At 69.5% G+C, this 26,986-nt stretch carries 21 protein-coding genes; 11 read left to right on the top strand and 10 right to left on the bottom strand.

Annotation, left to right across the window (positions count from 1 at the left end):
- Positions 1-150 precede the first annotated feature (150 nt).
- Together AC5RV6_RS02610 and AC5RV6_RS02605 are read right to left on the bottom strand one after the other, a co-directional pair.
- Positions 151-945 carry a basic amino acid ABC transporter substrate-binding protein gene (locus tag AC5RV6_RS02610; protein ID WP_494005720.1) on the bottom strand — a complete coding sequence of 265 codons (795 nt, stop codon included), beginning with the start codon at positions 943-945 and terminating at the stop codon, positions 151-153.
- A gap of 155 nt (positions 946-1,100) precedes the next feature.
- The gene (locus AC5RV6_RS02605; protein WP_494005719.1) at positions 1,101-2,450 is read right to left on the bottom strand and encodes an isochorismate synthase; all 1,350 of its coding nucleotides are present in this window, start codon (positions 2,448-2,450) and stop codon (positions 1,101-1,103) included.
- 144 nt (positions 2,451-2,594) lie between these two features.
- Between AC5RV6_RS02605 and AC5RV6_RS02600 the strand changes: the two genes are divergently transcribed.
- The 3 genes from AC5RV6_RS02600 to AC5RV6_RS02590 are packed head-to-tail and all read left to right on the top strand — an operon-like array spanning position 2,595 to position 5,754.
- Positions 2,595-3,329 (top strand): demethylmenaquinone methyltransferase, encoded by a 735-nt coding sequence (locus tag AC5RV6_RS02600; RefSeq protein WP_494005718.1) that lies wholly within the window; start codon positions 2,595-2,597, stop codon positions 3,327-3,329.
- 1 nt (position 3,330) lies between these two features.
- The gene (locus AC5RV6_RS02595) at positions 3,331-4,686 is read left to right on the top strand and encodes a geranylgeranyl reductase family protein (protein ID WP_494005717.1); all 1,356 of its coding nucleotides are present in this window, start codon (positions 3,331-3,333) and stop codon (positions 4,684-4,686) included.
- A gap of 9 nt (positions 4,687-4,695) precedes the next feature.
- Positions 4,696-5,754, top strand: coding sequence for a polyprenyl synthetase family protein (locus tag AC5RV6_RS02590; RefSeq protein WP_494005716.1), 1,059 nt, complete (start codon positions 4,696-4,698; stop codon positions 5,752-5,754).
- 120 nt (positions 5,755-5,874) lie between these two features.
- Here AC5RV6_RS02590 and AC5RV6_RS02585 read toward each other — a convergent pair whose 3' ends face one another.
- The 4 genes from AC5RV6_RS02585 to AC5RV6_RS02570 form a co-directional block, all read right to left on the bottom strand.
- Positions 5,875-6,492, bottom strand: a complete 618-nt coding sequence (locus AC5RV6_RS02585) for an HIT family protein (RefSeq protein ID WP_494005715.1) — start codon at positions 6,490-6,492, stop codon at positions 5,875-5,877.
- Positions 6,384-6,809, bottom strand: coding sequence for a hypothetical protein (locus tag AC5RV6_RS02580; protein ID WP_494005714.1), 426 nt, complete (start codon positions 6,807-6,809; stop codon positions 6,384-6,386). The genes AC5RV6_RS02585 and AC5RV6_RS02580 overlap by 109 nt, the downstream gene beginning before the upstream one ends.
- A 132-nt stretch (positions 6,810-6,941) precedes the next feature.
- A complete protein-coding gene (locus AC5RV6_RS02575) occupies positions 6,942-7,622 on the bottom strand; it encodes a putative glycolipid-binding domain-containing protein (protein ID WP_494005713.1) in 681 nt (226 codons plus the stop codon).
- A 136-nt stretch (positions 7,623-7,758) separates the two neighbouring features.
- Positions 7,759-9,195, bottom strand: a complete 1,437-nt coding sequence (locus tag AC5RV6_RS02570) for a PucR family transcriptional regulator (protein WP_494005712.1) — start codon at positions 9,193-9,195, stop codon at positions 7,759-7,761.
- Positions 9,196-9,443: 248 nt separating this feature from the next.
- Here AC5RV6_RS02570 and gabT point away from each other — a divergent pair, with 248 nt between their 5' ends.
- Positions 9,444-10,799, top strand: a complete 1,356-nt coding sequence (gene gabT, locus AC5RV6_RS02565; protein WP_494005711.1) for a 4-aminobutyrate--2-oxoglutarate transaminase — start codon at positions 9,444-9,446, stop codon at positions 10,797-10,799.
- A gap of 271 nt (positions 10,800-11,070) precedes the next feature.
- Entirely contained in the window at positions 11,071-12,684 is a 1,614-nt protein-coding gene (locus AC5RV6_RS02560; protein WP_494005710.1) for a CAP domain-containing protein, read from the top strand.
- Positions 12,685-12,841: 157 nt separating this feature from the next.
- Here the strand turns inward: AC5RV6_RS02560 and AC5RV6_RS02555 are convergent, their stop codons facing one another.
- On the bottom strand, positions 12,842-14,560 hold the full coding sequence (locus AC5RV6_RS02555) for an HNH endonuclease signature motif containing protein (protein ID WP_494005709.1): 1,719 nt from the start codon (positions 14,558-14,560) through the stop codon (positions 12,842-12,844).
- Between the two features lie 221 nt (positions 14,561-14,781).
- Positions 14,782-15,732: an EamA family transporter RarD gene (gene rarD / locus AC5RV6_RS02550; protein ID WP_494005708.1), complete on the bottom strand. Its 951-nt coding sequence runs from the start codon at positions 15,730-15,732 to the stop codon at positions 14,782-14,784.
- 156 nt (positions 15,733-15,888) lie between these two features.
- On the opposite strand from rarD, the gene AC5RV6_RS02545 reads away from it, so the two are divergent.
- Both AC5RV6_RS02545 and AC5RV6_RS02540 read left to right on the top strand, forming a co-directional pair.
- On the top strand, positions 15,889-17,310 hold the full coding sequence (locus tag AC5RV6_RS02545; RefSeq protein ID WP_494005707.1) for an FAD-dependent oxidoreductase: 1,422 nt from the start codon (positions 15,889-15,891) through the stop codon (positions 17,308-17,310).
- A 398-nt stretch (positions 17,311-17,708) separates the two neighbouring features.
- On the top strand, positions 17,709-18,965 hold the full coding sequence (locus tag AC5RV6_RS02540; RefSeq protein ID WP_494005706.1) for a GAF domain-containing protein: 1,257 nt from the start codon (positions 17,709-17,711) through the stop codon (positions 18,963-18,965).
- 40 nt (positions 18,966-19,005) lie between these two features.
- Here the strand turns inward: AC5RV6_RS02540 and AC5RV6_RS02535 are convergent, their stop codons facing one another.
- Together AC5RV6_RS02535 and AC5RV6_RS02530 are read right to left on the bottom strand one after the other, a co-directional pair.
- Positions 19,006-21,486: a DUF6541 family protein gene (locus tag AC5RV6_RS02535; RefSeq protein ID WP_494005705.1), complete on the bottom strand. Its 2,481-nt coding sequence runs from the start codon at positions 21,484-21,486 to the stop codon at positions 19,006-19,008.
- Between the two features lie 116 nt (positions 21,487-21,602).
- Positions 21,603-23,378, bottom strand: coding sequence for a DHA2 family efflux MFS transporter permease subunit (locus AC5RV6_RS02530; protein ID WP_494005704.1), 1,776 nt, complete (start codon positions 23,376-23,378; stop codon positions 21,603-21,605).
- Between the two features lie 225 nt (positions 23,379-23,603).
- Between AC5RV6_RS02530 and adh the strand changes: the two genes are divergently transcribed.
- The 4 genes from adh to AC5RV6_RS02510 all read left to right on the top strand — a co-directional run bounded on the left by adh (position 23,604) and on the right by AC5RV6_RS02510 (position 26,945).
- Positions 23,604-25,127, top strand: a complete 1,524-nt coding sequence (gene adh, locus AC5RV6_RS02525) for an aldehyde dehydrogenase (protein ID WP_494005703.1) — start codon at positions 23,604-23,606, stop codon at positions 25,125-25,127.
- Positions 25,128-25,133: 6 nt separating this feature from the next.
- Positions 25,134-25,532, top strand: a complete 399-nt coding sequence (locus tag AC5RV6_RS02520) for a DUF779 domain-containing protein (RefSeq protein ID WP_494005702.1) — start codon at positions 25,134-25,136, stop codon at positions 25,530-25,532.
- A gap of 148 nt (positions 25,533-25,680) precedes the next feature.
- A complete protein-coding gene (locus tag AC5RV6_RS02515; protein ID WP_494005701.1) occupies positions 25,681-26,112 on the top strand; it encodes a YtxH domain-containing protein in 432 nt (143 codons plus the stop codon).
- 206 nt (positions 26,113-26,318) lie between these two features.
- Positions 26,319-26,945: a TetR family transcriptional regulator gene (locus tag AC5RV6_RS02510; protein ID WP_494005700.1), complete on the top strand. Its 627-nt coding sequence runs from the start codon at positions 26,319-26,321 to the stop codon at positions 26,943-26,945.
- The last annotated feature ends 41 nt before the right edge of the window (positions 26,946-26,986 follow it).

Genomic DNA, 26,986 nt, shown 5'->3' with positions numbered 1-26,986 from the left:
GGGTGGGGCGGCCGGCATCTGTCGGTCGGTTCACACGCGCTGTCCGGCGGCGGCGGTGGCCCCGCCGGATGCCGGCTGCAGAATGGCTGCGGCCCAACGCGCGGGCGCCGTTCCGGAGATGACCGGAACGGCGCTCTGCGGTTAATTCTCCTACTGCGCGGCTTCGCTGAAGTACTTGTCGTAGATCTCCTGGTAGGTGCCGTTCTCGCGCAGCTCGGTCAGCTGCTCGTTGACGGCGGTGACCAGGTCGTCATTGCCCTTCATCATGGCGAAACCGTAGGACTCGTCGGTCGGGTACTCCTCAGCGATTTCGTACTCGCCCTCACCCACGTGGCCGATGTTCACCGGCAGGTCCTGAAGGATCGCATCGATGCCTCCGGACTGCAGGGCCAGGAACAGCTCCGCGTCGCTGGGGTAGGCGACGATCTCGGCACCCTCGGCGTTCTCGCGGGCGTAGGCCTCGCCGGTGGTGCCCTGCTGCACGCCCACCCGCTTGCCGGAGAGGGCGTCGATGCCGGAGATGTCGGACCCGGCCGGAACAAGCAGCGACTGCAGCGAGTCGTAGTAGGGATCGGAGAAGGCGAGCCGCTCCTGACGCTCTTCGGTGATGGTGATGGCGCTGGCGCCCAGGTCGCACTGCCCGGCGGTCAGGACGGTGCCGGACTGCAGGCCGTCAAAGCCCACGGCCTGGACAGACAGCTCCAGGTCCATGCCGGAGGCAATCTCCCGGACCAGGTCCATGTCGAAGCCGGTGTACTCGCCGTTCTCCTCGAATTCAAAGGGCGGGTAGGGGATGTCCGAGCAGACGGTCAGCTGGCCGTCATTGACCAGGTCCAGGCCCGACGCCGACTCGGAGCCTTCCTGGTCTCCTCCGCCGCAGGCGGTCAGGGCCAGGGCGCCCACGGCAAGGGCGGCCAGTGCCGCTTTGCGGGTTTTGTGCAGCATGCGTTTTTCTACCTTACGTATCGGGTCCGGTGACTGTTCTCCGTACAGAGCGTTGAAAAGCAGTCTAAAGGAGGGCGGCGAAACCGGGCCGGAAATTCAAATGTGAAGCTGGATCATTTTTTGTCGGCGATCCGGAATTCGGCAGCCTCCGGCGCTCACGCCCCGACGGGTGCCGGGGTGCGTCCGGGCAGCGCGGACCGGCCGCCGGAATGGCTGTCCAGGCCCAGGGCTTCGAGCATGGGACGGAACTTGCTCCAGGTCTCCTCAAGCTCAGCCGCCGGATTGGAGCCGGCCACGATTCCGCACCCTGCGTAGAGGCGCACCGTCTGCGGATCCTCAATCACCGCCCCGCGCAGGGCGATGCCAAACTCGCCGTTGCCGGCCGCGTCGATCCAGCCCACCGGCCCCGCGTACGGGCCGCGGTCCATGTGCTCCAGTTCGCTGATCAGCTCCCCGGCGACGCTGGTGGGGAAGCCGCACACCGCAGCGGTGGGGTGCAGGGCCTCCAGCAGGGTGAGCACGCCGGGACGCGCGCCGTCGGCGTCCTCGGCCAGATCGGCGGTGACGTCGGACGCCAGGTGCCACACGTTGGGCAGCTCCAGCACGAACGGTTCGCTGTGGCTGCTCATGCTGGAGGTGAACGGTTCCAGCGGCGCCAGCAGCGATTCGATGGCGATCCGGTGCTCCTGCTGCTGCTTCTCCGAGCCGGCGAGCATCCGCGCCGCGTACCCCGGATCATCCTCGGGCGCGGTGGCGCGGTCCAGCGTGCCGGCGAGGACCCGGGCGCGGGCGACGCCGTCCTCCACCTTGATCAGCATCTCCGGAGTGGAACCCAGCAGCCCGTCCACCGAGTAGGTCCAGCAGCTGCGGTAGCGCAGCCCCAGTTCGCGCAGCACCTGCGGCGCGGCCACCGGGGTGCCGAGCGACGCGACAATGTCGCGCGCCAGCACGATCTTGCTCAGGTCTCCGGCGCTGATGTGCGCCACCGAGCGGGCCACGGCGTTCTTCCATTCGGACTCGCTGAGCATGCCCGGGCGGATCTCATCCTCGGCCGTCGACTCCCGGTGCGCCGGTTCGGCGTCGATCCAGCCCGCCATGGCGGCCAGCACGGAGTCCTCGTCCAGTGCCTTCCCGGGGTCCGACGTCGTCATGGTCACCCAGGCGGTGCCCTCGCGGGAACCGATCACCAGCTCCGGAACGATGACGCGCGAGCGGAACGGTGAGCGCTTGCTGAACGCGAACGACGCGAAGGCGCTGAGCCCGGTGCCCGGCGCTCCGATGGGGTCGGTGACGTCGGCCGCCGCAACGGTCTCCCGCCACCAGGCTTCGGCCTCGGTGAACCGGTCCGGGCCCGAGGCCGTGAAGCGGGCCGCCTCGCCGAAGCCCACCATTCCCTCGCCGCAGCGGAGCCAGCACAGCTGCTCGTCACGGACCAGGTATTCCAGCAGGCCGATCGCCGCCGAGGGCTCGCTGATGGGAACGGTAACGGAACGCAGGGTGGTCATAGTGCCTTCCAGCCTACTCTCGCCCGCGCAGTGGCATGGATTACGTGCCGCGCGGCGGCGGTCCCGGGCCGGCAGGGGAGTGAGCCGCTCAACATCCCCGGCCTTCCGTTCGGTGCCTCCGGCAATCTTTGAGACAATGAACGCGTGAACCGCGCATCGCTGGAAAAACGCCCTGACGAAGTTGCCGCCATGTTCGACGACGTCGCTCCCAAGTACGACGTCGTCAACGACGTCCTGTCCATGGGGCAGACCCGGCGCTGGCGCCGGATCGTCGTGGACGCGGTGGGCGCGGTGCCCGGCCAGCGGGTCCTGGACCTGGCCGCCGGCACCGGCACCTCAAGCGAGCCGTACGCCGACGCCGGCGTCGACGTCGTCGCCTGCGACTTCTCGCTCGGAATGCTCAAGGTCGGCAAGCGCCGCCGCCCGGACATCGACTTCGTCGCCGGCGACGCCACCGCGCTGCCGTTCGCGGACAACTCCTTCGACGCCACCACCATCTCCTTCGGCCTGCGCAACGTGAACGAGCCGCGCAAGGCGCTGGCCGAGATGCTTCGCGTCACCAAGCCCGGCGGCAAGCTGGTCATCGCGGAGTTCTCCTCCCCGGTGGTTCCGCTGTGGCGGACCATGTACACCGAGTATCTGATGCGTGCCCTGCCGCCCATCGCGCGCAAGGTCAGCTCCAACCCTGACGCCTACGTCTACCTTGCCGAGTCCATCCGGGCCTGGCCGGACCAGGACGCCCTGTCGGGCTGGATCACCGAATCCGGCTGGCAGGACGTGGCCTACCGCAACCTGACCGGCGGCATCGTGGCCGTGCACCGCGCCGTCAAGCCGGAGGACGCTTCCGGCGCAGCGGTTGCCGGAGCGCAGCAGGCCTGACGTGGATGTCCTGATCGTCGGTGCGGGCCCTGCCGGCTCCACCGCTGCCTATTACCTTGCCCGTTCCGGCATCAACGTCACCGTGCTGGAAAAGACCGCCTTCCCGCGGGAAAAGGTCTGCGGCGACGGCCTGACGCCGCGTGCCGTGCGTGAGCTGCAGCTGCTCGGCCTGCCGCACCGCGAAGAGGACGGATGGCGCCGCAACCGCGGCCTGCGCCTGATCGCCGGCGGCCGGAAGCTGGAACTGCCATGGCCGGAGCACTCTGAGTTCCCGGACTACGGCCTGATCCGTACCCGGCTGGATTTCGACGCCGAACTGGCCGCGCACGCGCGGGCCGCCGGCGCCGTCGTCCTGGAACGCCACACCGTCACCGGGGCGCTGCGCGGACCCGACGGACGGGTCCAGGGTGTCACCGCCAACGTGCTGGACGAGCGCGGGCGCCGCACCGGGGAAACCCGGGAGTTCGCCGCCGACGTCGTCCTGGCCGCAGACGGCAACTCCTCCCGCACCGCGCTCAGCCTCGGCCTGGAGAAGCGCGACGACCGGCCCCTCGGCGTCGCGGTGCGCACTTACTTCACCAGCCCGCGCTCCGACGACGAGTGGATGGAGGGGTGGCTGGAACTGCCCGATGCCTCCGGCAACCCGCTGCCCGGCTACGGCTGGGTGTTCGGCGTCGGCGACGGTACCTCCAACGTCGGCCTGGGCATCCTCAACTCCTCCAAGGAGTTCGGGAAGCTGGACTACCGCAAGGTGCTGCGGGACTGGACGGCGGCGATGCCCGCCGAGTGGGGCTTCACTCCCGAACACCAGGTGGGGGAGATCCGCGGGGCGGCGCTGCCGATGGGCTTCAACCGCACCCCGCACGCCGCTCCCGGGCTGCTCCTGCTCGGCGATGCCGGCGGCATGGTCAGTCCGTTCAACGGTGAAGGCATCTCCTACGCGATGGAATCCGCCCGCTATGCCGCGGAGTGCATTGTCGCCGCCGAGGCGGCCGCCCGCACCCCCGGGCTGCTGTCCTCCAACGCCGCAGCCGACGCCGTGCTGGCCGGCTACGCGGATTACATCCGCGGCCAGTGGGGCAGCCACTTCACCCTCGGCCGGGTCTTCGCCGGGATGATCGGCAAGCCGGCCGTCATGAAGCTCGCCCTGCGCACCGGCATGCCGGTGCCGGTGCTGATGCGCTTCGTGGTGCGCATGCTGGCCAACCTCACCGACCACAACGCGCCCGACTTCCAGGACCGTGTCATCGCGCTGCTGGAGAAGCTGGTCCCCGCGGCCGACAACCGCGGTCCGCTCCCGCCCGCCGTCGGCGGCCAGGCCGTCCGAACCGCCCCTTCCGCCCTAGAGAATAGTTAGTCTGGAACAGTGACTGAATCCACCAACACCAGCTCCAGTGCAGCCGACGGGCAGCGGACGCGGCTGCCTGCCGGGTTTGCGCTCCTCGCCGACGACCCTGACCTGGGCCCCGCCATCGCCGAGGGGCTGGAGCAGGTGGAGACCCAGCTGCGCGAGGCCATCGCCAACTCCGACCCGTTCGCCGATGCGACCTCCCGGCACCTGGTGGAAGCCGGCGGCAAGCGGGTACGCCCGCTGCTGACCCTGCTCGCCAGCCACCTCGGCCCCGCCCCGGCCAACGCCGATGTGCTGACCTCGGCCGTCGTCGTCGAACTGACGCACCTGGCCACCCTCTATCACGATGACGTGATGGACGAGGCGCCGGTGCGGCGTGGTGCTCCCACCGCCCACGAGGTGTGGGGCAACTCGGTGGCCGTGCTGACCGGAGACCTGATTTTCGCCCGGGCCTCCAGCCTGGTGTCGGTGCTGGGCGGAGAGGCCCTGGGTATCCAGGCGCGGACTTTTGAGCGGCTCTGCATGGGCCAGCTGCACGAGACCGTCGGCCCGGCCGACGGCCAGGATCCGCTGGAACACTACCTGGGAGTGCTCGCGGGCAAGACCGGCTCGCTGATCGCCGCAGCCGGACAGCTCGGTGCCCTTTTCGGCGGCGCCGACGATGCCGCCGTCCAGGTGATGGTCGACTACGGCGAGAAGGTGGGCATGGCCTTCCAGCTCGCCGACGACGTCATCGACGTCACGGGGCTGGAAGCCAAGTCCGGCAAGACTCCGGGCACCGACCTGCGCGAGGGAGTGCCCACGCTTCCCGTGCTGCTGCTGCGGCGTGCCGCTTCCGGCGGAGACGAATCCGCTGCCCGGGTGCTGGAGCTGGTGGAATCGGACCTGAGCTCGGACGAGGCGCTGGCCGCGGCCGTACAGGCGCTCCGCGCCCATCCGGTGACGAAAGAGGCCTGGGCCGTGGCCCGCAGCTGGTCCGCCGAGGCGATCGCGGCGCTGGCCCCGCTGCCCGACAGCGTGGTCAAGCGCGCCCTCGCAGCGTTCGCCGAAGCGGTCGTGGAGCGCGACGCCTAGGCTGCCCGCCCTGGCCGGTGGATCTGCACATCACCGGCGGATCCGCGGATCAGCACATCACCGGCGGATCCGCGGATCAGCAGCTGCCGGATCAGCAGCTGCCGGACCGGCAGGTGCGGATCAGTGTCCGCCGGAGAGGGCGGCCCGCAGCTCGGCGGCCTTGACGGCGCGGACCGCCGGCGGCACGATCGGACGCTTCGGCGTGAAGTAGAGCCCGTCGCCGTTCCAGCGCGGCAGGACATGCTGGTGGTAGTGCCAGACATGCTGGCTTCCCGCCGGCTCGTTGTGCTGGCGCGTGGTCACGCCGTCCGGCTCCCAGGCGCGTTTGATGGCGACGGCGATGTCCCGGGTGAGGAGCATGATCCGGGAGGCCACGTCGTCGGGAAGCTCGTAGAGCAGCTCGTAGTGTTCCCGCGGCGTCACCAGGACGTGGCCCGGGTGCGGGTCGAATCCGTGGGAGGCGATGAAAGCCAGCACCAGGTCATCGGAGTAGACGAGGTCGCCCGGCTCGCAGAGGTTGCTGGCGAACCTGAATTCGCCGGAGGCAAGGTCGCAGAAGGGACATTCGTAGCCCTCCGGCGCATGGCTGGTCCAGCCAGCCGGGGTGGTCCGCTGAATGTGTCCGGCGCTCAGAGTTCGTCCGCTTCCTCGAAAATCCAGTTGAACATGTCGAAGACGAACTCGCTGAAGGTCCCTTCCTCGGACTTCCAGGTGCCCCGGACGTTGTTCCTGCGCCACACGATGGGGTCCGGGACATCCAGCTGGTCCGCACGGAACCCCCAGACGAACTTCTCATCCTCGTCTTCGAGGAACAGCAGGTAGCCGTCCTCGATCTCCAGCTCATCGGGGTCCCAGAAGAAGTGGTAGGCCTCCATCAGGTCATCGCAGCCGCCGATGGCGAGGTAGAACTCGCGAAGGACCAGTGGGATCCACAGCTCGCGCTCCGCGAGGATGCCGTCCAGTTCAGGGGCGGGAATGCCGTCCTCCGCCCGCCACTGGTCCTCCAGATACTTGGGGACCAGGTCACGGAACTTGTCGAGGAACATATCGCTCATGGGTCGGTCTCCAAAGTTGATGGTGCTGTACTTCCATCCTAGCCGCGGGGCATCGGAGCTTCTGACGGGTCGTTGAGCCGGCTGCGGCTCCTGCCCGCCGGGAACTCCGCCCGGCTTTCGGAGCGGCCGGCCCTACGCGAAGAGCCCGGCGCCCTTCAGCGGCGAACCCGCGGGAGCCGGCGTCGTGCGCCGGGCCAGCCCGGGGTAGTCGAGGACCACGCCGTGCCGGTCCACGGGCAGCTCCGTGGTGAAGCCGGAAGCGGTTGAACTGAAGAGCACGAGAGCGTGTCCGCGGTCTTCGGTCCACGGCTTGACCTGGGTGTACACCTGTTCGCTGGCGACCACGCGCAGGCTGGGGACTTCAATCCAGGCCATCGTCAGCTTGGTGTCGTCGGCCGGCGCAGAGTCGCCCAGCAGGTCGAGGCGAAGCATCGGCATGGTGTTGGTGAGCGGGCACAGGCCCAGGTCGACGTCCTGGGCGTTGTCCAATGCCGTGGGGTCGTCGATGCCGGCCGGGGGCAGATCCGGGGTGCCCTCCTCATCGACCTCGGCCGTCCAGCGGCCAAAGGCGCTGCGGCTCAGTTCCAGGCTCCGCGCCCACCCGTCTCCCTGGACGTCGACGCGCATCCGGCGGGTCACCCATCCCGTATCCGTCCGGAGTGACCAGCGCAGCCGATAGCCGTCGCAGTCGGAGGTTCCCGAGGCGGCGAGCTCACTCTCCCTGAAGGAAACGACGGCGCTGTCCAGCCGGGACGGGTCGTCGGTTCCACGCCAGCGATAGGTCATCACCGGCTCAACGGGCGGAGTGTGCATCCCTACAGCGTAAGGAGGGGCGGGCGCAGCGCACAACGTGGACCTGAATCGGCCCCGGCAGCGGCGCTCCGGGCCGACGCTCCGCTGCTCTGCCGCCCTGCCGGCCGCAGGCTCTGCCTGCCCTGCCGGCTGCCGGCTAGCCGGAGAGGCCGTGGACCCGCAGGGCCAGGAACAGGTGGACGCGGTCGGCGGTCCTGGCCGGGTCATATCCGGTCAGCTCGCGGATCTGGGCCAGGCGGTACCGGACGGTGTTGCGGTGCAGCGACAGGGCTTCGGCGACTGCGGCGGTGGAGCCGTTGAGGTCCAGGTACTGCTGCAGGGTGTCGAGCAGCCCCGCGCCATGCTCCTCATCGAAGCGGAGCACCGGCTGCAGCGTTTCCTCGGCCAGCGCAGACAGGGGAACGTCCCTCGCCGTCATGAGCAGGGAGGCAAGGCTCAGCCGGTCCGCTTCGTTGACCCGCCCGCCATGTGCCAGGGCTTCCCGCGCGGCGAAGTAGCTCCAGCGCAGGCCCGCCGGATCGACAAACCCGCCGCCGACGCCGATCCGGGCGGGCAGGCCCGCACCGTCAAGGTAATCGCCCAGGTCCTCCGCGAGCTGATGCGGCTCCCTGCCGGCAGGGACGATGACCACCAGCCGCGAATCCACGACGGCAGTGACCGCGTCCACAAAGGCGGCGGGCAGCGGCAGGGATGGAAGCAGCCGTGACTTGTCCGGGCCCACGTCGGCCAGCAGCAGGGCCCGTGGTTCCTCCCCGCCGAGGCCTGCGGCGGCAAGGCGGAGCGCTGCCTCCCGGCCGGCGAGGCGTCCGTCGCCGACGTCGGCCAGCAGCTGGCCAGTGACGGCGCGGTCGCGGGCGCGCCGTCGGGCCAGGTTGCTCAGCTCGACGCTGATGAGGCTCTGCGCATACGCCACGATCTCGGGCTGGCGGTAGGGTTCGGCGATTGCGAGGGTGCAGCGGTCCCGCATGCCGGTGGCGACGGGAAGCCGGTGCCAGCCGTCCTGCGTTTCCCCGGGCGCCGGGCGACGGTCGTGGTTGAAGGCGAGGACCTGGGCGCCGTACTGGTGGAGGGTTACCGAGCTGTCGAGCAGCCGGGCCAGTTCCCCGAGCAGGCCGGAGAGGCCGCGGCCGCTCAGCAGGGCTCCGGCCAGGGTCTGGTGGGAGCGCAGCAGGCCCTCGAGGTGGTCAACGTGTTCGGCGGCCTGCGCCTGGGCCACCATGCGGCCCAGGGCGACGAACGGCGTCTGATAAGGAACCTCGAACACCGGCAGCTTCAACGCGTCGGCCTGCTCCAGCAGGGGTGCCGGGACCTTGGCATGGCTGAGGCCGGTGCCAAAACCGATGGCCAGGGCTCCTGCCTTGAAGACGCTGTCGACAAAGCGCACCTGCGCCGAACGCGTGCGATGCCGCAGCCCGGTGGTCAGCACAACCTCTCCGCCGCCCAGGAAGGGCGCCGGGTCCTCCAGCTCAGTCACCGCCACCCACTGAATCGGATCCTCCGAGGCCGGTGCGGCGCCGCGCAGGACCAGCTCAAGATGAGGTGCGGCCAGCAGGCCGGACAGAGACAACGCCATGCAGTTCATCTTAGGGAGCATCTGGGCGGGTGCACTGCAACGGCTCGGTGTCGTTGTGCGAATGTATGTAGGTGACGCTCCCGTCTGCACGTACCTTGGGAAAATGGCAGAAGCCGGACTCCGCGGGGACGGATGCGCCGGGCGCCAGCCCATAATCCCGGTTCCGCCCCGGGCCTTCCGCTTCATTGGGGGAAAGTGTCCGGGCGCGCAGAGCAGCACGCAGACTCGCATCAACGAAAGGCAGCACCATGAGCACTCAGGCAATCCGGCCCGAATACCGGCTGGAGCAGAAGCGGAACATCACCGGAACGTTCCCGGGCCCCAAGTCCGTTGAGCTCAACAACCGCCGTTCCGCCGTCGTCGCCAAGGGCGTTGCCTCCTCCGTTCCCGTGTACGCGGCCGACGCCGACGGCGGCGTCATCGTCGACGTGGACGGCAACTCCTTCATCGACCTCGGGTCCGGCATCGCCGTGACCAGCGTCGGCGGATCCGATCCGGCCGTCGTCGCCGCGGTCCAGGAACAGGTGGCCCGGTTTACGCACACCTGCTTCATGGTCACCCCGTACGAGGGCTACATCGCCGTTGCGGAGCGCCTGGCCGAGCTCACCCCCGGTGACCACGAGAAGCGGACCGTGCTGTTCAATTCCGGCGCCGAGGCCGTCGAGAACGCGGTGAAGATCGCCCGCGTCGCGACCGGCCGCAACGCCGTCGTCGCCTTCGACCACGCGTACCACGGCCGCACCAACCTGACGATGGCGCTGACCGCCAAGGCCATGCCGTACAAGACCGGCTTCGGTCCGTTCGCGTCCGAGGTCTACCGGATGCCGATGAGCTACCCCTTCCGCGAGGAGAACCCCGAGATCACCGGCCGGGAAGCCGCCGACCGGGCGATCCTCGCAATCGAAAAGCAGATCGGGGCCGACCAGCTGGCCGCCATCCTGATCGAGCCGATCCAGGGCGAGGGCGGGTTCATCGTCCCCGCGGAGGGTTTCCTGCCCCGCCTTGCGGAGTGGGCCCGGGAAAACGGCGTGGTGTTCATCGCCGACGAGGTGCAGTCCGGATTCTGCCGCACCGGCGAGTGGTTCGCCGTCCAGCATGAAGGCGTGGTGCCCGACCTGATGACCATGGCCAAGGGCATCGGCGGCGGCATGCCGATCTCGGCCGTCACCGGCCGCGCCGAGCTGCTCGACGCCGTTCACCCCGGCGGCCTGGGCGGCACCTACGGCGGCAACCCGGTGGCGTGCGCAGCTGCCCTGGCTGCCATGGACACCATGAAGGAGCAGGACCTGGCCGGCCGCGCAAAGGCCATTGAAGCCGCGGTGCTGCCGCGCTTCCGCGCTGTTGCCGAGGAAACCGGCGTGATCGGCGACGTGCGCGGCCGCGGCGCCATGCTTGCCCTTGAGTTCACCAAGCCGGGCAGCAAGACCCCGGACGCGGAGCTGACGAAGAAGATCGCCGCTGACTGCCTCGAGCAGGGCGTCATCATCCTCACCTGCGGCACGTACGGAAACGTCATCCGGCTGCTTCCGCCGCTGGTCATTTCCGACGAGCTGCTCCAGGACGGTCTGGACGTTCTGGAAGCCGCCATCCGCGCCAACGTCTAAGCGCAGCATCCACGACGGATGACCGGATGACGGAAGGCCGGGATGCCCGCAGAGCATCCCGGCCTTCCGTGGCTTAAATACGTCCCCGGCCGTGGGCAGCCTGGACGGTGCTCCATGCTGCGAATGATGTGGCTGTTGTGACTCATGTGCTGCTGCGATACATTCACTAGGTCGCTTGGGCCTTCCTTCCGAGCGGGCAGCTTCTGGGGTAGCTGCGTGGAACCAGCGCCGGCTGATCAGCCGGGGTCTCATATATGAAGGTTTGTCGTTTATGCGAATCAAGACGCTTCTCAGCGTGCTCGCCGCCCTTGCCGTCACCTTGGTGGCTACTGTGACGGCCCTGCCAATGGCTCCGGCCAGCGCAGCGGATCATCAGGCGGCCAACCGCATCCACACTCTGATCAATGATTACCGTGCCCAGCATGCGCTGCCTCCGCTGGCCTGGAATGAGGGCCTGGCGGGTGTCGCCGGTGCATGGACGGAGCACTCCGCCGCCGTTGCCAATGTCCACGGCGCGGGAAGCTTCATGCACAACCCGAACTTCATGAACGAGTATCCGGCCGGCGCGCTGTCCTATTCGGAGAACATCGCCTGGAGCATGAGCGCGGACCAGTCCTTCCAATGGTGGGCCGGTTCTGCTCCGCATCGGGCCAATATGCTCCGCGGCGCGGACACTGACATCGGGATTGCAGTGGTTCAGCTGACCTCGGGGCCCAACAAGGGCGCGTATCTCGCGACGGCCAACTTCGGGCAGTACGAGGGAACAGCGGCCCGCATTGAAGCCGAGCGCAAGGAAGCGGAGCGCGTGGAGGCAGAGCGCAAGGAAGCCGAGCGCAAGGAAGCGGAGCGCAAGGAAGCGGAGCGCGTGGAGGCAGAGCGCGTGGAGGCAGAGCGCAAGGCTGCCGAGGAGGCCGCCCGCGTGGAGGCGGAGCGCAAGGCTGCAGCAGAGCACGCGGAGCAGGAGGCGGCCCGCGCTGAGGCCGGGCGGAACGAAGCCGCAGATCAGGCTGCAACAGATAAGGCAGCGACAGACGAGGCTGCCCGGGTTGAGGCTGAGCGGAAGGCCGCTGAGGAGGCTGCCCGGGTTGAGGCTGAGCGGAAGGCCGCTGAGGAGGCTGCCCGGGTTGAGGCTGAGCGGAAGGCGGCTGAGGAAGCTGCCCGGGTTGAGGCTGAGCGGAAGGCGGCTGAGGAAGCTGCCACCATCCAGACCGCTTCCGAGCCTGTCGCCCCTGAGCCTGGTGCCGCTCCCGAACCGGCACCCGCCACGACGTCTCCGGCCAGCGCATCCGAGGCGGAACACACCGACGAGACCGATCCCGCTGCAGGCTCTGAAGCTACAGGCACTGACGGGGAGGGACCGGCCGAGGAGCCTGCAGTCGCCGAGGTGAACGGAGCGGCGTCGACGGCGAGCACTCCGGGCATCCCCGTCATGCTCGAGACAAGCGATGCCGCTGCCCTGACCCCCGCCACCAGGGGAGACTTCCGAGCCGAATCCCGCGGCAGCGGCCTGGCATTGTCCGGGCTGACCCCGGGCGCCACCTACCAGGTCTTCCTGCACTCAAACCCGATCAATATGGGCCTCGTCGCTGCTGATGAGCAGGGCACCCTTGCACTGGCCGTCCCTGCAGAGCTTCCGGCCGGGGAGCACAAGGTCGCCCTCTACCTGGAAGGGGAACTGGTTGGTTGGCAGCCCATCACGGTCGAGGCCGCAGTCAACGTCATGGCAGCCAGCGCCGTGGCGGGTTCAGGGCCTGCGACCCTGGCCGACACCGGGCTCACCCGTGCACAGCTGATGGTTGGCGGGCTGGGCGCCCTGCTGGTGGCCGGGGGGATGGGAATCCTCCTGATCCTTCGGCAGCAGAAGCGTGCAGTCGACGAGGCCTAGGCTTCCGACATCTGAGCGGGCAGGCGGATCACTTCGGTGGTCCGCCTGCCCCATGTTTTCGGCAGACAGCCCCGACCGGCAGAACACCTCACCGGGAAGCCCTGGGCCCGACGGCTGGACACGGTCACGGGAGCTTCGCTTCTCCTCGTGATTCCGCTCAGTTGCCGGCCCGCTCCCCGGCGTGGAAATACCGGTTCCGCATCAGCCGCTGCTGCGGGTCGACGTAGGGCGGCGGCATAAACCATGGCACCCCGGAGCGCATCACGACGCGCCAGTTTCCGTCATGAATCGTGTGATGGTGGAAGGAACAGAGCAGGGCGCCGTTCTCGAGCGCCGTCGAACCGCCGGACTCCCAGAACGTCACGTGATGCGCTTCCGTCCACGGCCCTGGAACCGTGCAGCCGGGGAAGGTGCACCCCCGGTCTCGCGCATACAGCGCTTTGCGAAGGTGCGGAGGGAACAGCCGGGCCGATCGGCCCACATCCAGGACCCGGCCTTCCGTTCCCAGGAGAATCGGGATCAGCTCCGCATCGCAGGCCAGCCGCCTTATGGCGGAGACCGGCAGCGGACCGGAGAAGGCGCCCGCGCCGGGCGGGGGTGGGCTGTGCTGTTCAGGATGCAGGGCCACGGCTGTGGACGGGTGCGCGGGTGGGCACACGCTACCGGGCGACGAAGCAGCACCTGCGTGCGCACCTGCCGCTGCCGCTGCGGCTGCGCCTGCGCCTGTGGCGGTGGTGCTCTTTGAGGCCGCGGCACCCTCCCGGGGTGCGGCGTCCTCCGGACGCACGGCCCACGCTCGGCCTGCGCCACCCTCCGGCACGGGGGTGGTGAGGCCGTCCAGCAGTGAGCGATGACTGATCGTGACCATCACCTGCGGTCGCAGCCCGCCTGCTGCGGGCACGCCGCCGCAGGCGAGGCCGGCCCGCACTCCGCTGAGGAGCCCTTCCAGCAGCAGCTGCGGCCGCGTCATCCGGGGCAGGCCGGGTTCCTGCGACTCGGACAGTCGGCCAGCCCCTGCCGCGCTGTTGATCAGCGTCTGGAGGGCCTCATGCTGGTCGTCCGTGCAATAGATGTGCATGTGGCTCAGCCCGTTGCGGCGGCGGCCCGGAAAGATGCCCTGGAACTGCTGCAGCTCCTGCTCAGTCGGCGGCCGGTCCTGGTTCAGGAAAGCCACCCAGTAGCGGGCAGCACGGTGCAGGAAATCCTCGTCCTGGCCGACAGCGATCTCAGTGAGCTGGGCCTCCATGTCCGCAAGGGCTTCCGGAGCCAGACGGGGCTGTGCCTCGTCGAGCGCCTGCAGGACGGTTGCCGCGCCTGATGCCGAGATTTCCGTGGTCCGGCAGGCCTCGGCCAGCCGGGGCCAGGGTGAGGCGAGCGGTTCGCCGGTGGTCGAGGTCGGCGGGAAGAGCGCGGCTGCGGCGGCCAGCCGCCGCTTCGCCGCCGACCGGCTGATCCGGAGCCTGGCCCGCATAAAGTCCGCCGTGGAGCGGAACTCGCGCGACCTGCCCCGCACGCCATCGGTCCGCTGCTCCCGTTCCCCTCCGTCGGCACCGATCACCTCACCGTCACCGACGCCACGCCCCCAGCGCTTCGGGCGCCCATAGTTGTCCGCCGGTCGCCCGCCGTCGAGGGCAGCGGCGGCTGCCATCTGCAGCATGTCCACGGACCGGGAGAGCTGCTCCACGTGCTCGGCGAACCCTGCGGCGTCATCCAGCGACAGCAGCGGCCATCCTTCAGCTGCTTCCTCGCACAGCTCCCGCGCCGCCCGGGCAAGTTCAAGGGCCTGCTCCTGCAGGGCGGCGGACGGAAGGGCCGACGGCGGGCGAAGAGCAGGTGCCGCTGCCTCGGCGGGGTGCTGCTGGACGGAAAAGACCATGTCCTGAGCATCCCGCTGTGTCGGCTGCGATGGCAGGGGACCGGCCAGCCTTGGGGATGACCGGGTCGGGGCGCAGGCAGAGCATGGCCTGTGGAGGAACGGACAACTATGCGAGGTTCATGCATGCGGCTGACAGGCCGCTTAGGCTGCTGTCGCGTAATTCAGGGTGGAGGCGCCCAGCTGCGCCGCCGCGCAGCGCAAGCCCGCGGTTGAACAGCCGCTCAGGCGACCGCGCGCTGAAGCTTCCGGGCCCGCCCGGGTGCTCCCACCATGTCGATCGTCAGCAGCACCAGCGCGAGCCACACGAGCCCGAACCCGGCCCATCGCTCAGGAGGCATGTGTTCCTGGAAGACGACCAACGCCAGGATGAACTGCAGCGTCGGTGCCAGATACTGCAACAGGCCCACCGTGGAGAGGGGAAGCCGGCGGGCGGCGGCTCCGAAGAAGATGAGGGGAACGGCAGTGATCACGCCGGAGGCGGCGAGCAGCCAGAAGTGCGCCGGGCCCTCGGACAGGAGCGTGGCGCCGCCGGTCAGGCCCAGCCAGAGCAGAACCGCGGCGGCCACGGGAGTCAGGACCGCCGTCTCGATGGTCAGGCTGGCGACGGCGTCGATCCGGCCTCCCACCTGTTTCTTCACCAGCCCGTAGAAACCGAAGCTAAAGGCCAGCGTCAGCGCCACCCACGGCACGGATCCGTAGGCGACGGCGAGCACCAGGACTGCGATGAAGCCCACCCCCATCGCAGTCCACTGGAGCGGACGCAGCTTCTCCTTCAGCAGCAGCACCCCGAGCAGCACCGAGACGAGGGGGTTGATGAAGTATCCGAGGGCAGCCTCGACGGCCCGCTCGTTCAGCACCGCCCACGAATAGGTGAGCCAGTTGGCGGCAATAAGCACCGAGGCTCCGGCGAGAACCGCTACCGTCCGCGGGTTGCGGGCAGCTGCGAGCAGCGGCCGCCAGCTCCGCATGGCCGTCACCAGGAGTACGCAGAACACCAGTGAGAAGAGCACGCGGCTGGCGACGATCTCCACGGCGCCGGCACGCTGCACGGCGAGGAAGTAGAGCGGCAGCACGCCCCACAGCCCGTAGGCGCCGATGCCGAACAGGACCCCCGACGCATTGGGGGAGAGGCGGGGTGCCCGGGCCGTGGTTTTGTCATCTGTGGGAAGCACGACGGCGGCAACGCCCGGGAGCGTCCGGCTATTCCCGTTTCCGGGCCCGGGTTGGGTGCGGCCGCCGTTTAGACGGGGGCAGGTCCGGACATTTAGAATAGGAAACTGTGCGCTTATTGTCGCGCGCCGCGGTTTCCCCGAGAAAAAGGACTATCAGTGTCTAACCCAGCCACGGACCTCTCGCAGCGTCCCCTGCGAGTTGCCATCATCGGTGCTGGCCCCGCCGGAGTCTACGCCGCAGATATCCTCACGAAGGCCGAGCGCGACTTCGAGGTCAGCATCGACCTGTTCGACCAGTACCCCGCCCCCTACGGTCTGATCCGCTACGGCGTCGCGCCGGATCACCCCCGGATCAAGGGCATCGTGACTGCCCTCCACAAGGTGCTGGACCGCGGTGACATCCGCTTCCTCGGCAACGTCAACTACGGCCGGGACCTGACCCTCACCGACTTCCGGCACTTCTACGACGCCGTCATCTTCGCCACCGGTGCCCTCAAGGACGCTCCGCTGGACGTGCCCGGCGTGGAACTCGACGGATCCTACGGCGGCGCAGACTTCGTGTCCTGGTACGACGGGCACCCCGACGTGTCGCGGGAGTGGCCGCTTGATGCGAAGGAAGTTGCCGTCATCGGCAACGGCAACGTGGCCCTCGACGTCGCCCGCATCCTTTCCAAGCACGCGGATGATCTGCTGACCACCGAGATCCCGGCCAATGTGTACGAGGGCCTGAAGAAGTCGCCCGTCACCGACGTCCACGTCTTCGGCCGCCGCGGCCCGGCGCAGGTGAAGTTCACCCCGCTGGAGCTGCGCGAACTCTCGCACTCCCGCGACGTCGACATCGTGCTGTACCCGGAGGACTTCGAGTTCGACGAGGCCTCGGATGAGCAGATCCGCACGAACAACCAGACCAAGACCATGGTCAACACCCTGACCAACTGGCTGGCCGAGGAACAGGACACCGGCGCGTCCCGCCGGCTGCACCTGCACTTCCTGCACAGCCCGGTGGAGATTTACGACGACGCCGCGACCCCGGGCAAGGTGGCCGGCATCAAGTTCGAGCGCACGGAGCTGGACGGAACCGGGAACGTCCGCGGTACCGGCGAGTTCGTGGATTATCCCGTGCAGGCCGTTTACCGGGCCATCGGCTACTTCGGATCCGAGCTGCCCGAGGTCGGCTTTGACGAGCGCCGCGGCGTCATCCCCAACCAGGGCGGCCGCGTCATCGACGAGGAAGGCAACCCGGTTCCGGGCATCTACACCACCGGCTGGATCAAGCGTGGACCGGTGGGCCTGATCGGCCACACCAAGGGCGACGCCCTCGAGACCATCGGGTTCCTCCTGGAGGACCGGCTGAACCTGCCGGCGGCATCCGAGCCGAGCCCCGATGCCATCATCAACCTGCTTGAGGACCGCGGAGTCCGCTACACCACCTGGGAGGGCTGGAAGAAGCTCGACGCCCATGAACGGGAACTCGGCGCCGCCTACGTGCACGGCGATCCGGGCCTAGGCGAGCTGGTCCGCGAGCGGGTCAAGGTCGTCGACCGTGAGGACATGATCCGGGTTTCGCGCGGAGAGTAGCAGCGAAACGCACCGTCGCAGGAGGCCGCAGCCGGAAGGCTGCGGCCTCCCGTCGTCTCAGCGTGGGGGGCAGGACTCTGCCTGCCCGCTGACGCCGGTCATATGACCGGCGTCAACCCATGGTCCTTGTCCGGGGCGCGCGGTACTGTTGCCTGCAGCATCCGGCGACTGCCGGAGCGGTCTCCTTATCAGAGCAGATAGGCGGGGCGGTGGACACTGCAGCCGGCGGACAGACGCGCGCGGGTGCCCTGCGCGCGGGCACCGCGCAAGAGCGTGACCGGGCGGCGCGACGGGCCCACGACCTGCTGGCAGTGAGCCCTCCGTCCGCCTTCCCCGGCCCCGGCGACGGGCCTGCCTACGGCAACGGGGACGCCCGCCCACACAGACACAAATCGCCCGTGCACGCCTGGCCGTCCTTCGATGCCCAGCCCGATGGGCTGCGGGCCGCTGTCCGGGAGTCCTGGCAGCGTTCGCTCGCCTACGCCCGGAATCCCGACGTCGACACCCCCGCCGTCGTCTTCGCGCCTGATGAGCTTGCCGAGTACCGCAGGGAGCACCCGCTGCACGTGGTGATGCCCGTGATCCAGCGGCTGCTGGTGGAACCGGCGGCGGATACCGGCGTCCTGGTCGCGGTGGGGGACCAGCATGGGCGGCTGCTGTGGGTGGAGGGCGACGCCGCGCTCCGGCGGCGGGCCGAAGGCATGTACTTCATGCCGGGAACGGACTGGTCCGAGCCGTCGATTGGAACCAGCGCGCCCGGTGCGGCGCTGGCCGCGGGGACGGCCATGCAGATCTGCGGCGCCGAACATTTCAACCGGCGGGTGCATGCCTGGAGCTGCACGGCGGTGCCGGTGCGGGACCCGGACTCGGGTGCGGTGATCGGCGTCATCGATATCACCGGGGGAGCGGACGCAGTGGCTCCGCACACCCTTTCGCTGGTGGAGGCCACTGTCGCGGCGGCACAGTCCCATCTGCGGGTTGAGCGTCTGGAGCACAGGGTGCGCAGCCGGGGGCACCGCCGCAGGCGGCTTGAGTCGGTGCGCCGGAGCCTGTACCGGGACAGCCTGCAGATCCTGGGCCGTGACCACGCGCTGCTGACGGTGGGCGGGCGGTCGCTGAATGTCAGCGGCCGGCACGCGGAGCTCCTGACGCTGCTCGCCCTGCATCCGCAGGGGCTGACGGCTGAGGAGCTGGCCACGATGGCGTATGCCCAGGACGTGCCGCCGGCCACCGTCCGCGCGGAAATGCTGCGCCTGCGTGCACTGCTGGCACGTGCCGCCGACGGGCCTGACGGGCTCGTCCCGCAGTCGCGGCCGTATCGGCTGCCGCGGGAGCTGGTGGTCGATGCCCGCCAGGTACTCAGCTACCTTGAGCACGGTGCGCATCGGCTGGCGTTGAACATCTACGCCGGGCCCGCCCTCCCGCGGTCCGAGGCGCCGGCTATCGCGGCCCTGCGCGGAGAGGTCTCCGCCGTGCTGCGCGAGTCCATGCTCTCCGACGCGGCGCCGGACCTGCTGCTTCAGTACCTGCAGCTGGAGGAGGCCGCCGACGACGTCGAGGCGTGGACGGTTGCCCTGCGCCTGCTGCCGCCGGACTCGCCGCGCCGCGCCGCGGTCGTTGCCCGCCTGCAGCGGCTGGAGAAGGAACTCGGCTAGACGCGGGCCTGGACTGTCAGGCGTGCGGCCGTCCCCGGCGTCAGGGCCCGTCGCCGCACGCCGTCACCCGATACAACCGTGCCTGGCCGACCTGGTCGATGAGCTGCACGGAGGGATTGTCGGCCAGGTTGTCCAGACCGGGCGGATCGGGAGCCTCGCCGTGGACCCCCGCCGTGCCGAAGTCGAGGGCGTAGTAGGCTCCGGTGCGCTCGACGGCGGCACAGATTTCCCCTCCCGCCACGGCCTCGTCCAGATGATTCAGGATCAGCCACGAATCTGCGGTGTCCGTCCAGAAGACGTGCGGAGTGAGCGCTGCCCTGTCGGCGAGGGCGTAGACCAGTGCCGTCCCGGTCCACGGATTGCCGACGACCACGGCGTCTTCGGGCACCGCCTGCCCGAGGCGGGACAACAGCGTCTGCTCGTCCCGGTCCAGCAGCCGGCCGTTGCCCTCCGTGTCATAGCTGTGGGCCGCTGAACGGACCGCGTGGTCGACGGCGGCGGATTCGTTCGCCGCCCAGCCCAGGGCGCCGGCGCAGAGAAAGCCGACCAGCAGCGCCGCACCGGATCCGGGCAGGGGCCGCGGGCCCCGCCGGGAACGCGGGCCCGGCGGGGTCCGGCCTCCTGACGGTGGTGCCAAGGGGGCCTTTGCACGGCCGGCCGGGGGCCTGTGTTCCCGAGGCCTGGCAGGGACCGCTTCCCCTGTCTGCAGCTGGACGGCTGCCCAGCGCAGCTCAGACGCCGGGAGTGCCGACGCCGCCGACGCCGTCACCGCCGCCGACGCCGTCACCGCCCCTGACGCTGACGCCGACGCCGACGCCGACGCCGACTCCGTCGCCGTCGTCACTGCACCCGTCGTCGGGCGTCCCGCCGCAGCCGGCTCCCGGGCTGCAGAGTACGACGGGGACGCAGGAACCGCAGGAGCGGGCGCCGCGGGATGCTCGAAAGGTTCACGACCGCCCGCGGCAGGGCCGGACGGTTTCAGGTCCGGCGCGCTGCGGTCCGGCGTCCGTGCCGCCCCCTTCGACCCGCCGGCCTGCTGCTCCGGCCCCGGTTCCGCGGTTTCCTCGGGCGGCAGCCGATGCGGCCTGGAACCGCGACGCAGGGCGCGGGCTGCGGCACCGGTCAGCGCCGCAGCCCCGTCGACGGCTGCCATGGCGCCCAGGATAACCGTGCCCGTCGCCGCCGCCGGGAGGAGGGCGGCCAGACGGACCGGGTCGTTGTACCAGCTGCCCACCAATGCGGTGCGCAGGTCGGACCAGGGGAAGCCGATGGCCACCGTATACAGGCCGACGCCGATCCCCAGGACTCCGATCACCCACCCGTTCCGCCGTGAACGCAGGGCGCTCCCGACGCCGAGGGCGGTCAGTACCGCGACCAGCACCGGGACGGGATAGCTCAGCGGGGCATTGAGGATGCCTTCACCGAACGCCTGCGCCGGGTTCATCCGCGCTTCCCATCGGATGCCGTCAATCTCCGGGCGGAGGAAGGCCCACACCGCGTAGACGACGCCCCCGTAGGCCGCCCCGACCGCGGCCGCCGTGCACACCGCGGCTGACCGTCGGGAGAAGCGCCGGCTCCCGGCAACGGCGCCGACCGCCCGCACGCCCATCGGCAGGCTGAGGGCGGCAAGGGCCACCAGGGAGCTGGGATGGGCAAGCCCCAGGCCGGGCAGCGCCAGCAGGAACAGGAACCAGGAGAGCCGGATCCCGGCAGTACCTTTGCGGGTTCCGCTGACCAGGAGGGCCAGCAGCGCCGGAAGCAGGGCGAGGGAGAGGTAGTTGGGGTACAGCACGCCGAAATCGACCATGAGGTAGGGAAACGCGGCGAACGCGCCGGCCAGCAGCCCGCTCAGCAGCCAGACAGCCGGCCGGTCACCGGCCAGGACGGTGCCGAGCAGCATGACGGCGAAAGGCCACAGGACCGCCCCGATGACCAGGTTGACGATCGTCGCGGCGACCGGCACGGAAGCGCCGGAGGCCTCGGCAACGAGGGCAACGACGTCATGCCAGGCCGCAGGGTAGGGCTTGAATTCGGCTCCCGGATCCGTCAGTTGCCCGGCAGCCAGCGAGGATCCGCTGCCGGTGTCCAGGACAAACTTGGCCAGGTTGAGATGGAAGATGTTGTCCAGCGTCTGGGAAATGCTGTCGGGGCGCTGGAAGACCTCCAGCAGCCGCGACCCCAGGAACCCGCATGCAGCGGCGGCGGCAAGGGCCTTGGCCGCCGTGGCCCATGTGGGACGCGCCGCTGCGAAGACCGCGGAAGGTCCGGCGGTTGCCAGCCTCAGCCCCAGGATGGGGACGGCCGCAACACCAGTGGCGACGACGACGGCGCCCGGAGTCAGCGGACGGTCCAGCAGCCCCAGGAGCACGGCGCCCAGGCCGATGATGCTGACCGACACAGGTCCGGACAACCCCAGCAGGACCATGCTCCTCGCGCCTGCCGCAGCGCACACGGCCAGGCCCGGCAGGAGCAGCACCGTGCACGCGGCGAGCAGGACCAAACCCGTTTCTTGCCATTCCATCTGTCCCCCGAGTCAACGGATGTCATGTTCGGCGACCGCGGCCGGCAATGCATGGGAGGACGCGGCGGCCCCGTCAACCTACCTCACCTGACCGGTGGATGAGCAGGGTGGGCGGCCTATCCGGAGCCGGAGGTTCCCGAGTCGCGGGTTTCCCCTGCTGCTGAACGGCTTCGCCCGGCCTCCCGCACGTTCGGCTTCGCCGAAGGCGCCTCACTGCTTCCGCCCTCCGTGCCGCCCTCCGTGCCGGCCTCCGTGCCGGCCCCCGTGCCCGTCCCTGTCTGCGGCTGCGCCTGCGCGCCGGTGACCGGACGGATCCGCAGGCTGGTCAGCAGCCCGATCAGCAGCGCACCCGCCGCTATCCACCCCGCCAGGGAGGCTCCGTTCGTCATGGCTTCCCGGGCAGCGTCGGCGACGACCGCCGTCGCCGGGTTCTCCGCCAGCCCGGCAATGGTGCCCCCGGAGCTGGCATCCACGGACTTGACCGCCTCCGCCAGTCCCGGAGAGGAGGCCACGGCGGCTTCGGTGCCTTCCCGGGTGCCCTCACGCAGCGCGGTGAAGAACGCCGTACCAAGCACCGCGATGCCCAGCGCCGACCCGGTCTGCCGGGCCGTGCTCTGCGTCGCCGAGCCCTGCCCGCTGCGCTCCACGGGCACCTCGGCCAGGATCACGGAGGTCAGCTGGGCCGTCGCCAACCCGACGCCGAGCCCGTAGACGAACAGGAACGGAGAGGTCAGCCAGGCGCTGCTGTCCGGGCGGATCAACAGCGCCAGCCCGGCGATGCCGAACACTTCGAGGCCGAGGCCGATCCGCACCACGCTGATCGGGCTGAGCCGTCGGGACAGCCCGGCCACGGCGCCGGAGGCCAGGAAGGAGCCGACGGCGAGCGGCAGCAGCGCCAGCCCGGCCTGGAACGCGGAGAATCCCAGCACGTTCTGGAACCACAGCGGCAGGGACAGGATCAGCCCGAACTCCCCGAAGCTGACGATCAGCGCCGTGACGTTGCCGTTGGCGAAGGACGGGATCCGGAACAGGGACAGGTCCAGGATCACGCCCTTGCCGGCCGCCGTGCGGCTGCGTTCCCGGAGCACGAACACGGTCAGCGCCGCTGCGGCCACCAGGAAGGCCCAGGGCACCGGAGAAAACCCGGCAATACTGAACGGTGCGTCCTCCGCGGGCCGCCACCACCCGAAGCTGCGCCCCTCGATCAGCCCGAACACCAGGGCACCGAAGCCGAGGATCGAGAGCAGGGCGCCGCCGACGTCGAGCCGCTGGTCCCGCCCGAGCGAGGACTCCGAGGACTCGGCCACGAACGAAAGCAGTCCGGCGATCACCAGCACGCCCACCGGCAGGTTGATCCCGAAGGCCCAGCGCCAGCTGGCGTGCTCGGTCAGCCAGCCGCCCAGCAGCGGGCCCACGGCCGCCATGCCGCCGATGGTCGAGCCCCAGACAGCGAAGGCGATGCCGCGCTCGCGTCCGTGGAAGTTGGCGTTCAGCAGCGCCAGCGTGGTGGGCAGGATCATCGAACCGCCCAGGCCCTGCAGGGCCCGCCCGGCAATCAGCACGCCGGCGGACTCCGCCAGCGCACACAGCAGGCTGGCCGCGACGAAGAGCGCGACGCCGATCAGCATGATCCGCCGCCGGCCCACCCGGTCCGCGATCCGGCCCCAGGTCAGCAGCAGCGCGGCGAAAAGCAGAGTGTAGATCTCCTGGACCCACTGAATCCCGGTGCTGGAAATGCCAAGATCCCCGACAACGGCGGGGATCGCCACCGAGACGATCGTGGCGTCCATGATGATGGTCGCCACGCCCAGGCTGATCGCCACCAACCCCCACCATCGGTACTTCACGTATCGGGCAGGTACCTGTCCGGAATCAGGCCCGGCAGCGTCCATCGGGGGTTCCTTCCTGCTTTCCGGCGAAGGACGCCGGAGAGGCCCGGGCGCCCGGCCGGGCGTCCCGCGCCGCCCATCCTAGGCCCGGAGCGATGCAACGTGCATGCAACGTCCGCCGGCCTACCCTTGAGTCATCCGCAGGCAGCGCCGGTTCCGCGGCCGGACAGCGCGTTGCCCCGCTGCGGCCGCCCCAGAGCGGCGGCCGCTGACCCGAGGAGCTTCCAGATGAGTGTTTACGCCCGGCCCGGCACCGAAGGAGCCAAGGTCTCCTTCAAGCCCCGCTACGAGAACTGGATCGGCGGCGAGTGGGTGGCCCCCGTCCGGGGACAGTACTTCGAGAACGTCACGCCGGTGACCGGCCAGCCGTTCTGCGAAGTCGCCCGGGGCACCTCCGAGGACATCGACCTGGCCCTCGACGCCGCGCACAAGGCTGCGGGGTCCTGGGGCAAGACCGCCCCGGCCGAACGCGCGCTGATCCTGCACCGGATCGCGGACCGCATCGAGGAGAACCTGGAGATGCTCGCCGTCGCGGAGGTCTGGGACAACGGCAAGCCGATCCGTGAGGTGCTGGCCGCGGACCTGCCGCTCGCCGTCGACCACTTCCGCTACTTCGCCGGCGCGATCCGCGCCCAGGAGGGCGGGATTTCCCAGATCGACGACAACACCACCTCCTACCACTTCCATGAGCCGCTCGGCGTGGTCGGGCAGATCATTCCCTGGAACTTCCCGATGCTGATGGCCACCTGGAAGCTGGCGCCCGCGCTCGCGGCCGGCAACGCCGTCGTCCTGAAGCCTGCGGAGCAGACGCCGACGTCGATCCTGGTCCTGGCGGAGCTGATCGGGGACCTGCTCCCGGCCGGGGTGCTGAACATCGTCAACGGCTTCGGCGTCGAGGCCGGCAAGCCGCTGGCCTCCTCCAACCGGATCCGGAAGATCGCCTTCACCGGCGAGACCACCACGGGCCGGCTCATCATGCAGTACGCAAGCCAGAACCTCATCCCGGTGACCCTGGAGCTGGGCGGCAAGAGCCCGAACATCTTCTTCGCCGACGTCGCCGCCGAGGATGATGCGTTCTACGACAAGGCTCTCGAGGGGTTCAACATGTTCGCCCTGAATCAGGGCGAGGTCTGCACCTGCCCCTCCCGGGCCCTGATCCAGGACTCCATCTACGACAGCTTCCTCGCCGACGCGCTGGCGCGGACCGGACAGATGGTGCAGGGCAACCCGCTGGACACCAACACGATGGTCGGCGCCCAGGCCTCCAACGACCAGCTCGAGAAGATCCTTTCCTACCTGGACATCGGCAGGCAGGAGGGCGCCAAGGTCCTGGCCGGCGGCGAGCGTGCCCACCTTGACGGCGACCTGGCGGGCGGCTTCTACGTCCAGCCCACGGTCTTCGAAGGCAGCAACACCATGCGCATCTTCCAGGAGGAGATCTTCGGCCCGGTGGTCTCGGTGACCCGGTTCTCGGACTACGGCGAGGCCCTGGCCATAGCCAACGACACCCTGTACGGGCTCGGCGCCGGCGTCTGGTCCCGCAGCGGCAACACCGCCTACCGGGCCGGACGCGACATCCAGGCCGGCCGGGTCTGGGTGAACAACTACCACGCCTACCCGGCGCACTCGGCCTTCGGCGGCTACAAGTCCTCCGGCATCGGGCGTGAAAACCATGCGATGATGCTGGACCACTACCAGCAGACGAAGAACCTGCTGGTCAGCTACGCCGAGACCAAGCTCGGGTTCTTCTAGGCCGCCATGGATGCCGTCCCCGCTTCCGTCCTTGCCGCCGCTCCCGCGCTGCCGGGGGAGGCCGGTTCCCGGGTGGCCCTCACGCAGCCGGCGCTTGAGCTCCTGCGCCGGCTGCGCGGGCAGCACGGCCCCCTGATGTTCCACCAGTCAGGCGGCTGCTGCGACGGGTCATCGCCCATGTGCTATCCGGCCGGAGACTTCATCACGTCCGAAGCGGACGTGCTGCTGGGGGTGTTCGACCTGGACGGCGAGGTGCTTGAATTCTGGATGTCCCGGGAACAGTTTGAGTACTGGAAACACACCCATCTGACCGTGGATGTCGTCACCGGGCGGGGCAGCGGCTTCTCCGTGGAGGCCCCGGAAGGCAAGCGCTTCCTGATCCGGTCCCGGCTGCTGGATCCCTGACCCTGCACGGCGGGCGCTGCCGGCGGTTTCCCCGGGCTGCGGGGACCCGCCGGCAGGCAGTCAATATAAGCAAGCTTTCTATTTTTTCCCGATCCCGGTATTGTGCCTCGTGAAAGGTATTCACTGGATGCTCCCAGGGGGAGCGGGAATGAGGATAACCATGATGAAGAAGGTCACTTTTCTCGTCGGCATCGGTGTTGGCTACCTCATCGGCTCGAAGGATGGACGCGAGAAGCTGATGCAGCTTTGGAATGACCCGAAGGTCCAGGACACGGTCCAGCAGGGGACCGACTGGGCCAAGGAGAAGGCTCCGGGTCTGCAGGAGAAGGCGCAGGACGCCGTCGACTCCGCCAAGGAAAGCGCCAAGGGTGCCGTCGGCCAGGCCAAGGAGAGCGTCGGCGGCTCGGGGTCCTCGAACTCCGGCTCCTCCGGCACTTCCAGCTCCTCCGGCTCGTCGAGCTCGGGCGGTGCCTCGGCCCGCCCCGCTTCGGCCACCACCCCCGGCGCCACCGGTACCCAGACGTCCGGCGGCGAGCGCCCGATGGATCCGGCACACCCGCAGCCCGAAGCCGGCCGCTAGGTTCAATGCAGCCCGCCGCCGGCTGAAGGCCGCGGCGGCCATCGGCCCGCCCCGAAAGGATCCGTCCTTTCGGGGCGGGCCTTTATGGTTTGGGTTCCGGTTCGGCGGGCCATGACGGTGGCTCCGCCGCCCGCGCCGCACCTGTACCGGGCCGCCCCGGCGGCAGACTTGCATGGTGTGCAAATTTGCACGTAGTGTAGGCGACCGTGGAACAGCCAGGAGAAGTCCCGCTCTCGCGGCGGGCCATGAACAAGACCGCCACCCGCCGCGGCATCGTCAGCGCCGTGCTGGGGCTGGTGCGCAGCCACGGCCCCGGCAACTTCACCATTGACGACGTCGCAGCGTCCGCCGGGATCTCCCGCCGCACCTTCTTCAACTACTTTCCCAGCGCCGAGGCCGCGCTCACGGTCTCCATGGATGAGTTCCTCACCGGGGTGCTGGGCTGCTTCGAAACCCGCCCGCATGACGAGCACATCGTCGATTCCATGCTGTACGCCCTGACCCGGCCGCAGGACCCCGAACAGCTCGCCGTCATGGCAGAGCTGCATGCGCTGGCGCAGGCCAACCCGGAAATGATGCGGTATGAGCTCGAAACCTGGGACCGGGCCGAACAGCGCATCGTCACCTCCGTGAAGCAGCGGCTGGGCGAGGACGCCGATCCGTTCTACATCTCCTGCCTGGTGGGCTCCGTGCTTGCCTGCGGCAGGAGCGCCTTCAAGGAATGGCAGCGCCGCAACAAGGGCGCCATCACGCCGGCATCCGTCGCGGAACTCGAAGCCCTCTTCGTTGAAGCGGTCGGCTTCCTGCGTCACGGGTTCACCCGCAGGCCCTGAGCCGCCGGCCCGGCCGGTCCGGGCCCACCCCACCAGCTTTC

This window comes from Arthrobacter saudimassiliensis (assembly GCF_059090665.1).
This window is presented reverse-complemented; position numbering and strand designations above follow the sequence as displayed.

Coding starts and splice junctions, on each gene's coding strand:
- AC5RV6_RS02560 (WP_494005710.1), top strand. CDS start 11,071: ATGCGAATCAAGACGCTTCTCAGCGTGCTCGCCGCCCTTGCCGTCACC.
- AC5RV6_RS02535 (WP_494005705.1), bottom strand. CDS start 21,486: ATGGAATGGCAAGAAACGGGTTTGGTCCTGCTCGCCGCGTGCACGGTG.
- AC5RV6_RS02575 (WP_494005713.1), bottom strand. CDS start 7,622: ATGCACACTCCGCCCGTTGAGCCGGTGATGACCTATCGCTGGCGTGGA.
- AC5RV6_RS02530 (WP_494005704.1), bottom strand. CDS start 23,378: ATGGACGCTGCCGGGCCTGATTCCGGACAGGTACCTGCCCGATACGTG.
- AC5RV6_RS02555 (WP_494005709.1), bottom strand. CDS start 14,560: ATGGTCTTTTCCGTCCAGCAGCACCCCGCCGAGGCAGCGGCACCTGCT.
- AC5RV6_RS02520 (WP_494005702.1), top strand. CDS start 25,134: ATGGATGCCGTCCCCGCTTCCGTCCTTGCCGCCGCTCCCGCGCTGCCG.
- AC5RV6_RS02570 (WP_494005712.1), bottom strand. CDS start 9,195: ATGGCGTTGTCTCTGTCCGGCCTGCTGGCCGCACCTCATCTTGAGCTG.
- AC5RV6_RS02605 (WP_494005719.1), bottom strand. CDS start 2,450: ATGACCACCCTGCGTTCCGTTACCGTTCCCATCAGCGAGCCCTCGGCG.
- adh (WP_494005703.1), top strand. CDS start 23,604: ATGAGTGTTTACGCCCGGCCCGGCACCGAAGGAGCCAAGGTCTCCTTC.
- AC5RV6_RS02610 (WP_494005720.1), bottom strand. CDS start 945: ATGCTGCACAAAACCCGCAAAGCGGCACTGGCCGCCCTTGCCGTGGGC.
- gabT (WP_494005711.1), top strand. CDS start 9,444: ATGAGCACTCAGGCAATCCGGCCCGAATACCGGCTGGAGCAGAAGCGG.
- AC5RV6_RS02515 (WP_494005701.1), top strand. CDS start 25,681: ATGAGGATAACCATGATGAAGAAGGTCACTTTTCTCGTCGGCATCGGT.
- AC5RV6_RS02580 (WP_494005714.1), bottom strand. CDS start 6,809: ATGAGCGATATGTTCCTCGACAAGTTCCGTGACCTGGTCCCCAAGTAT.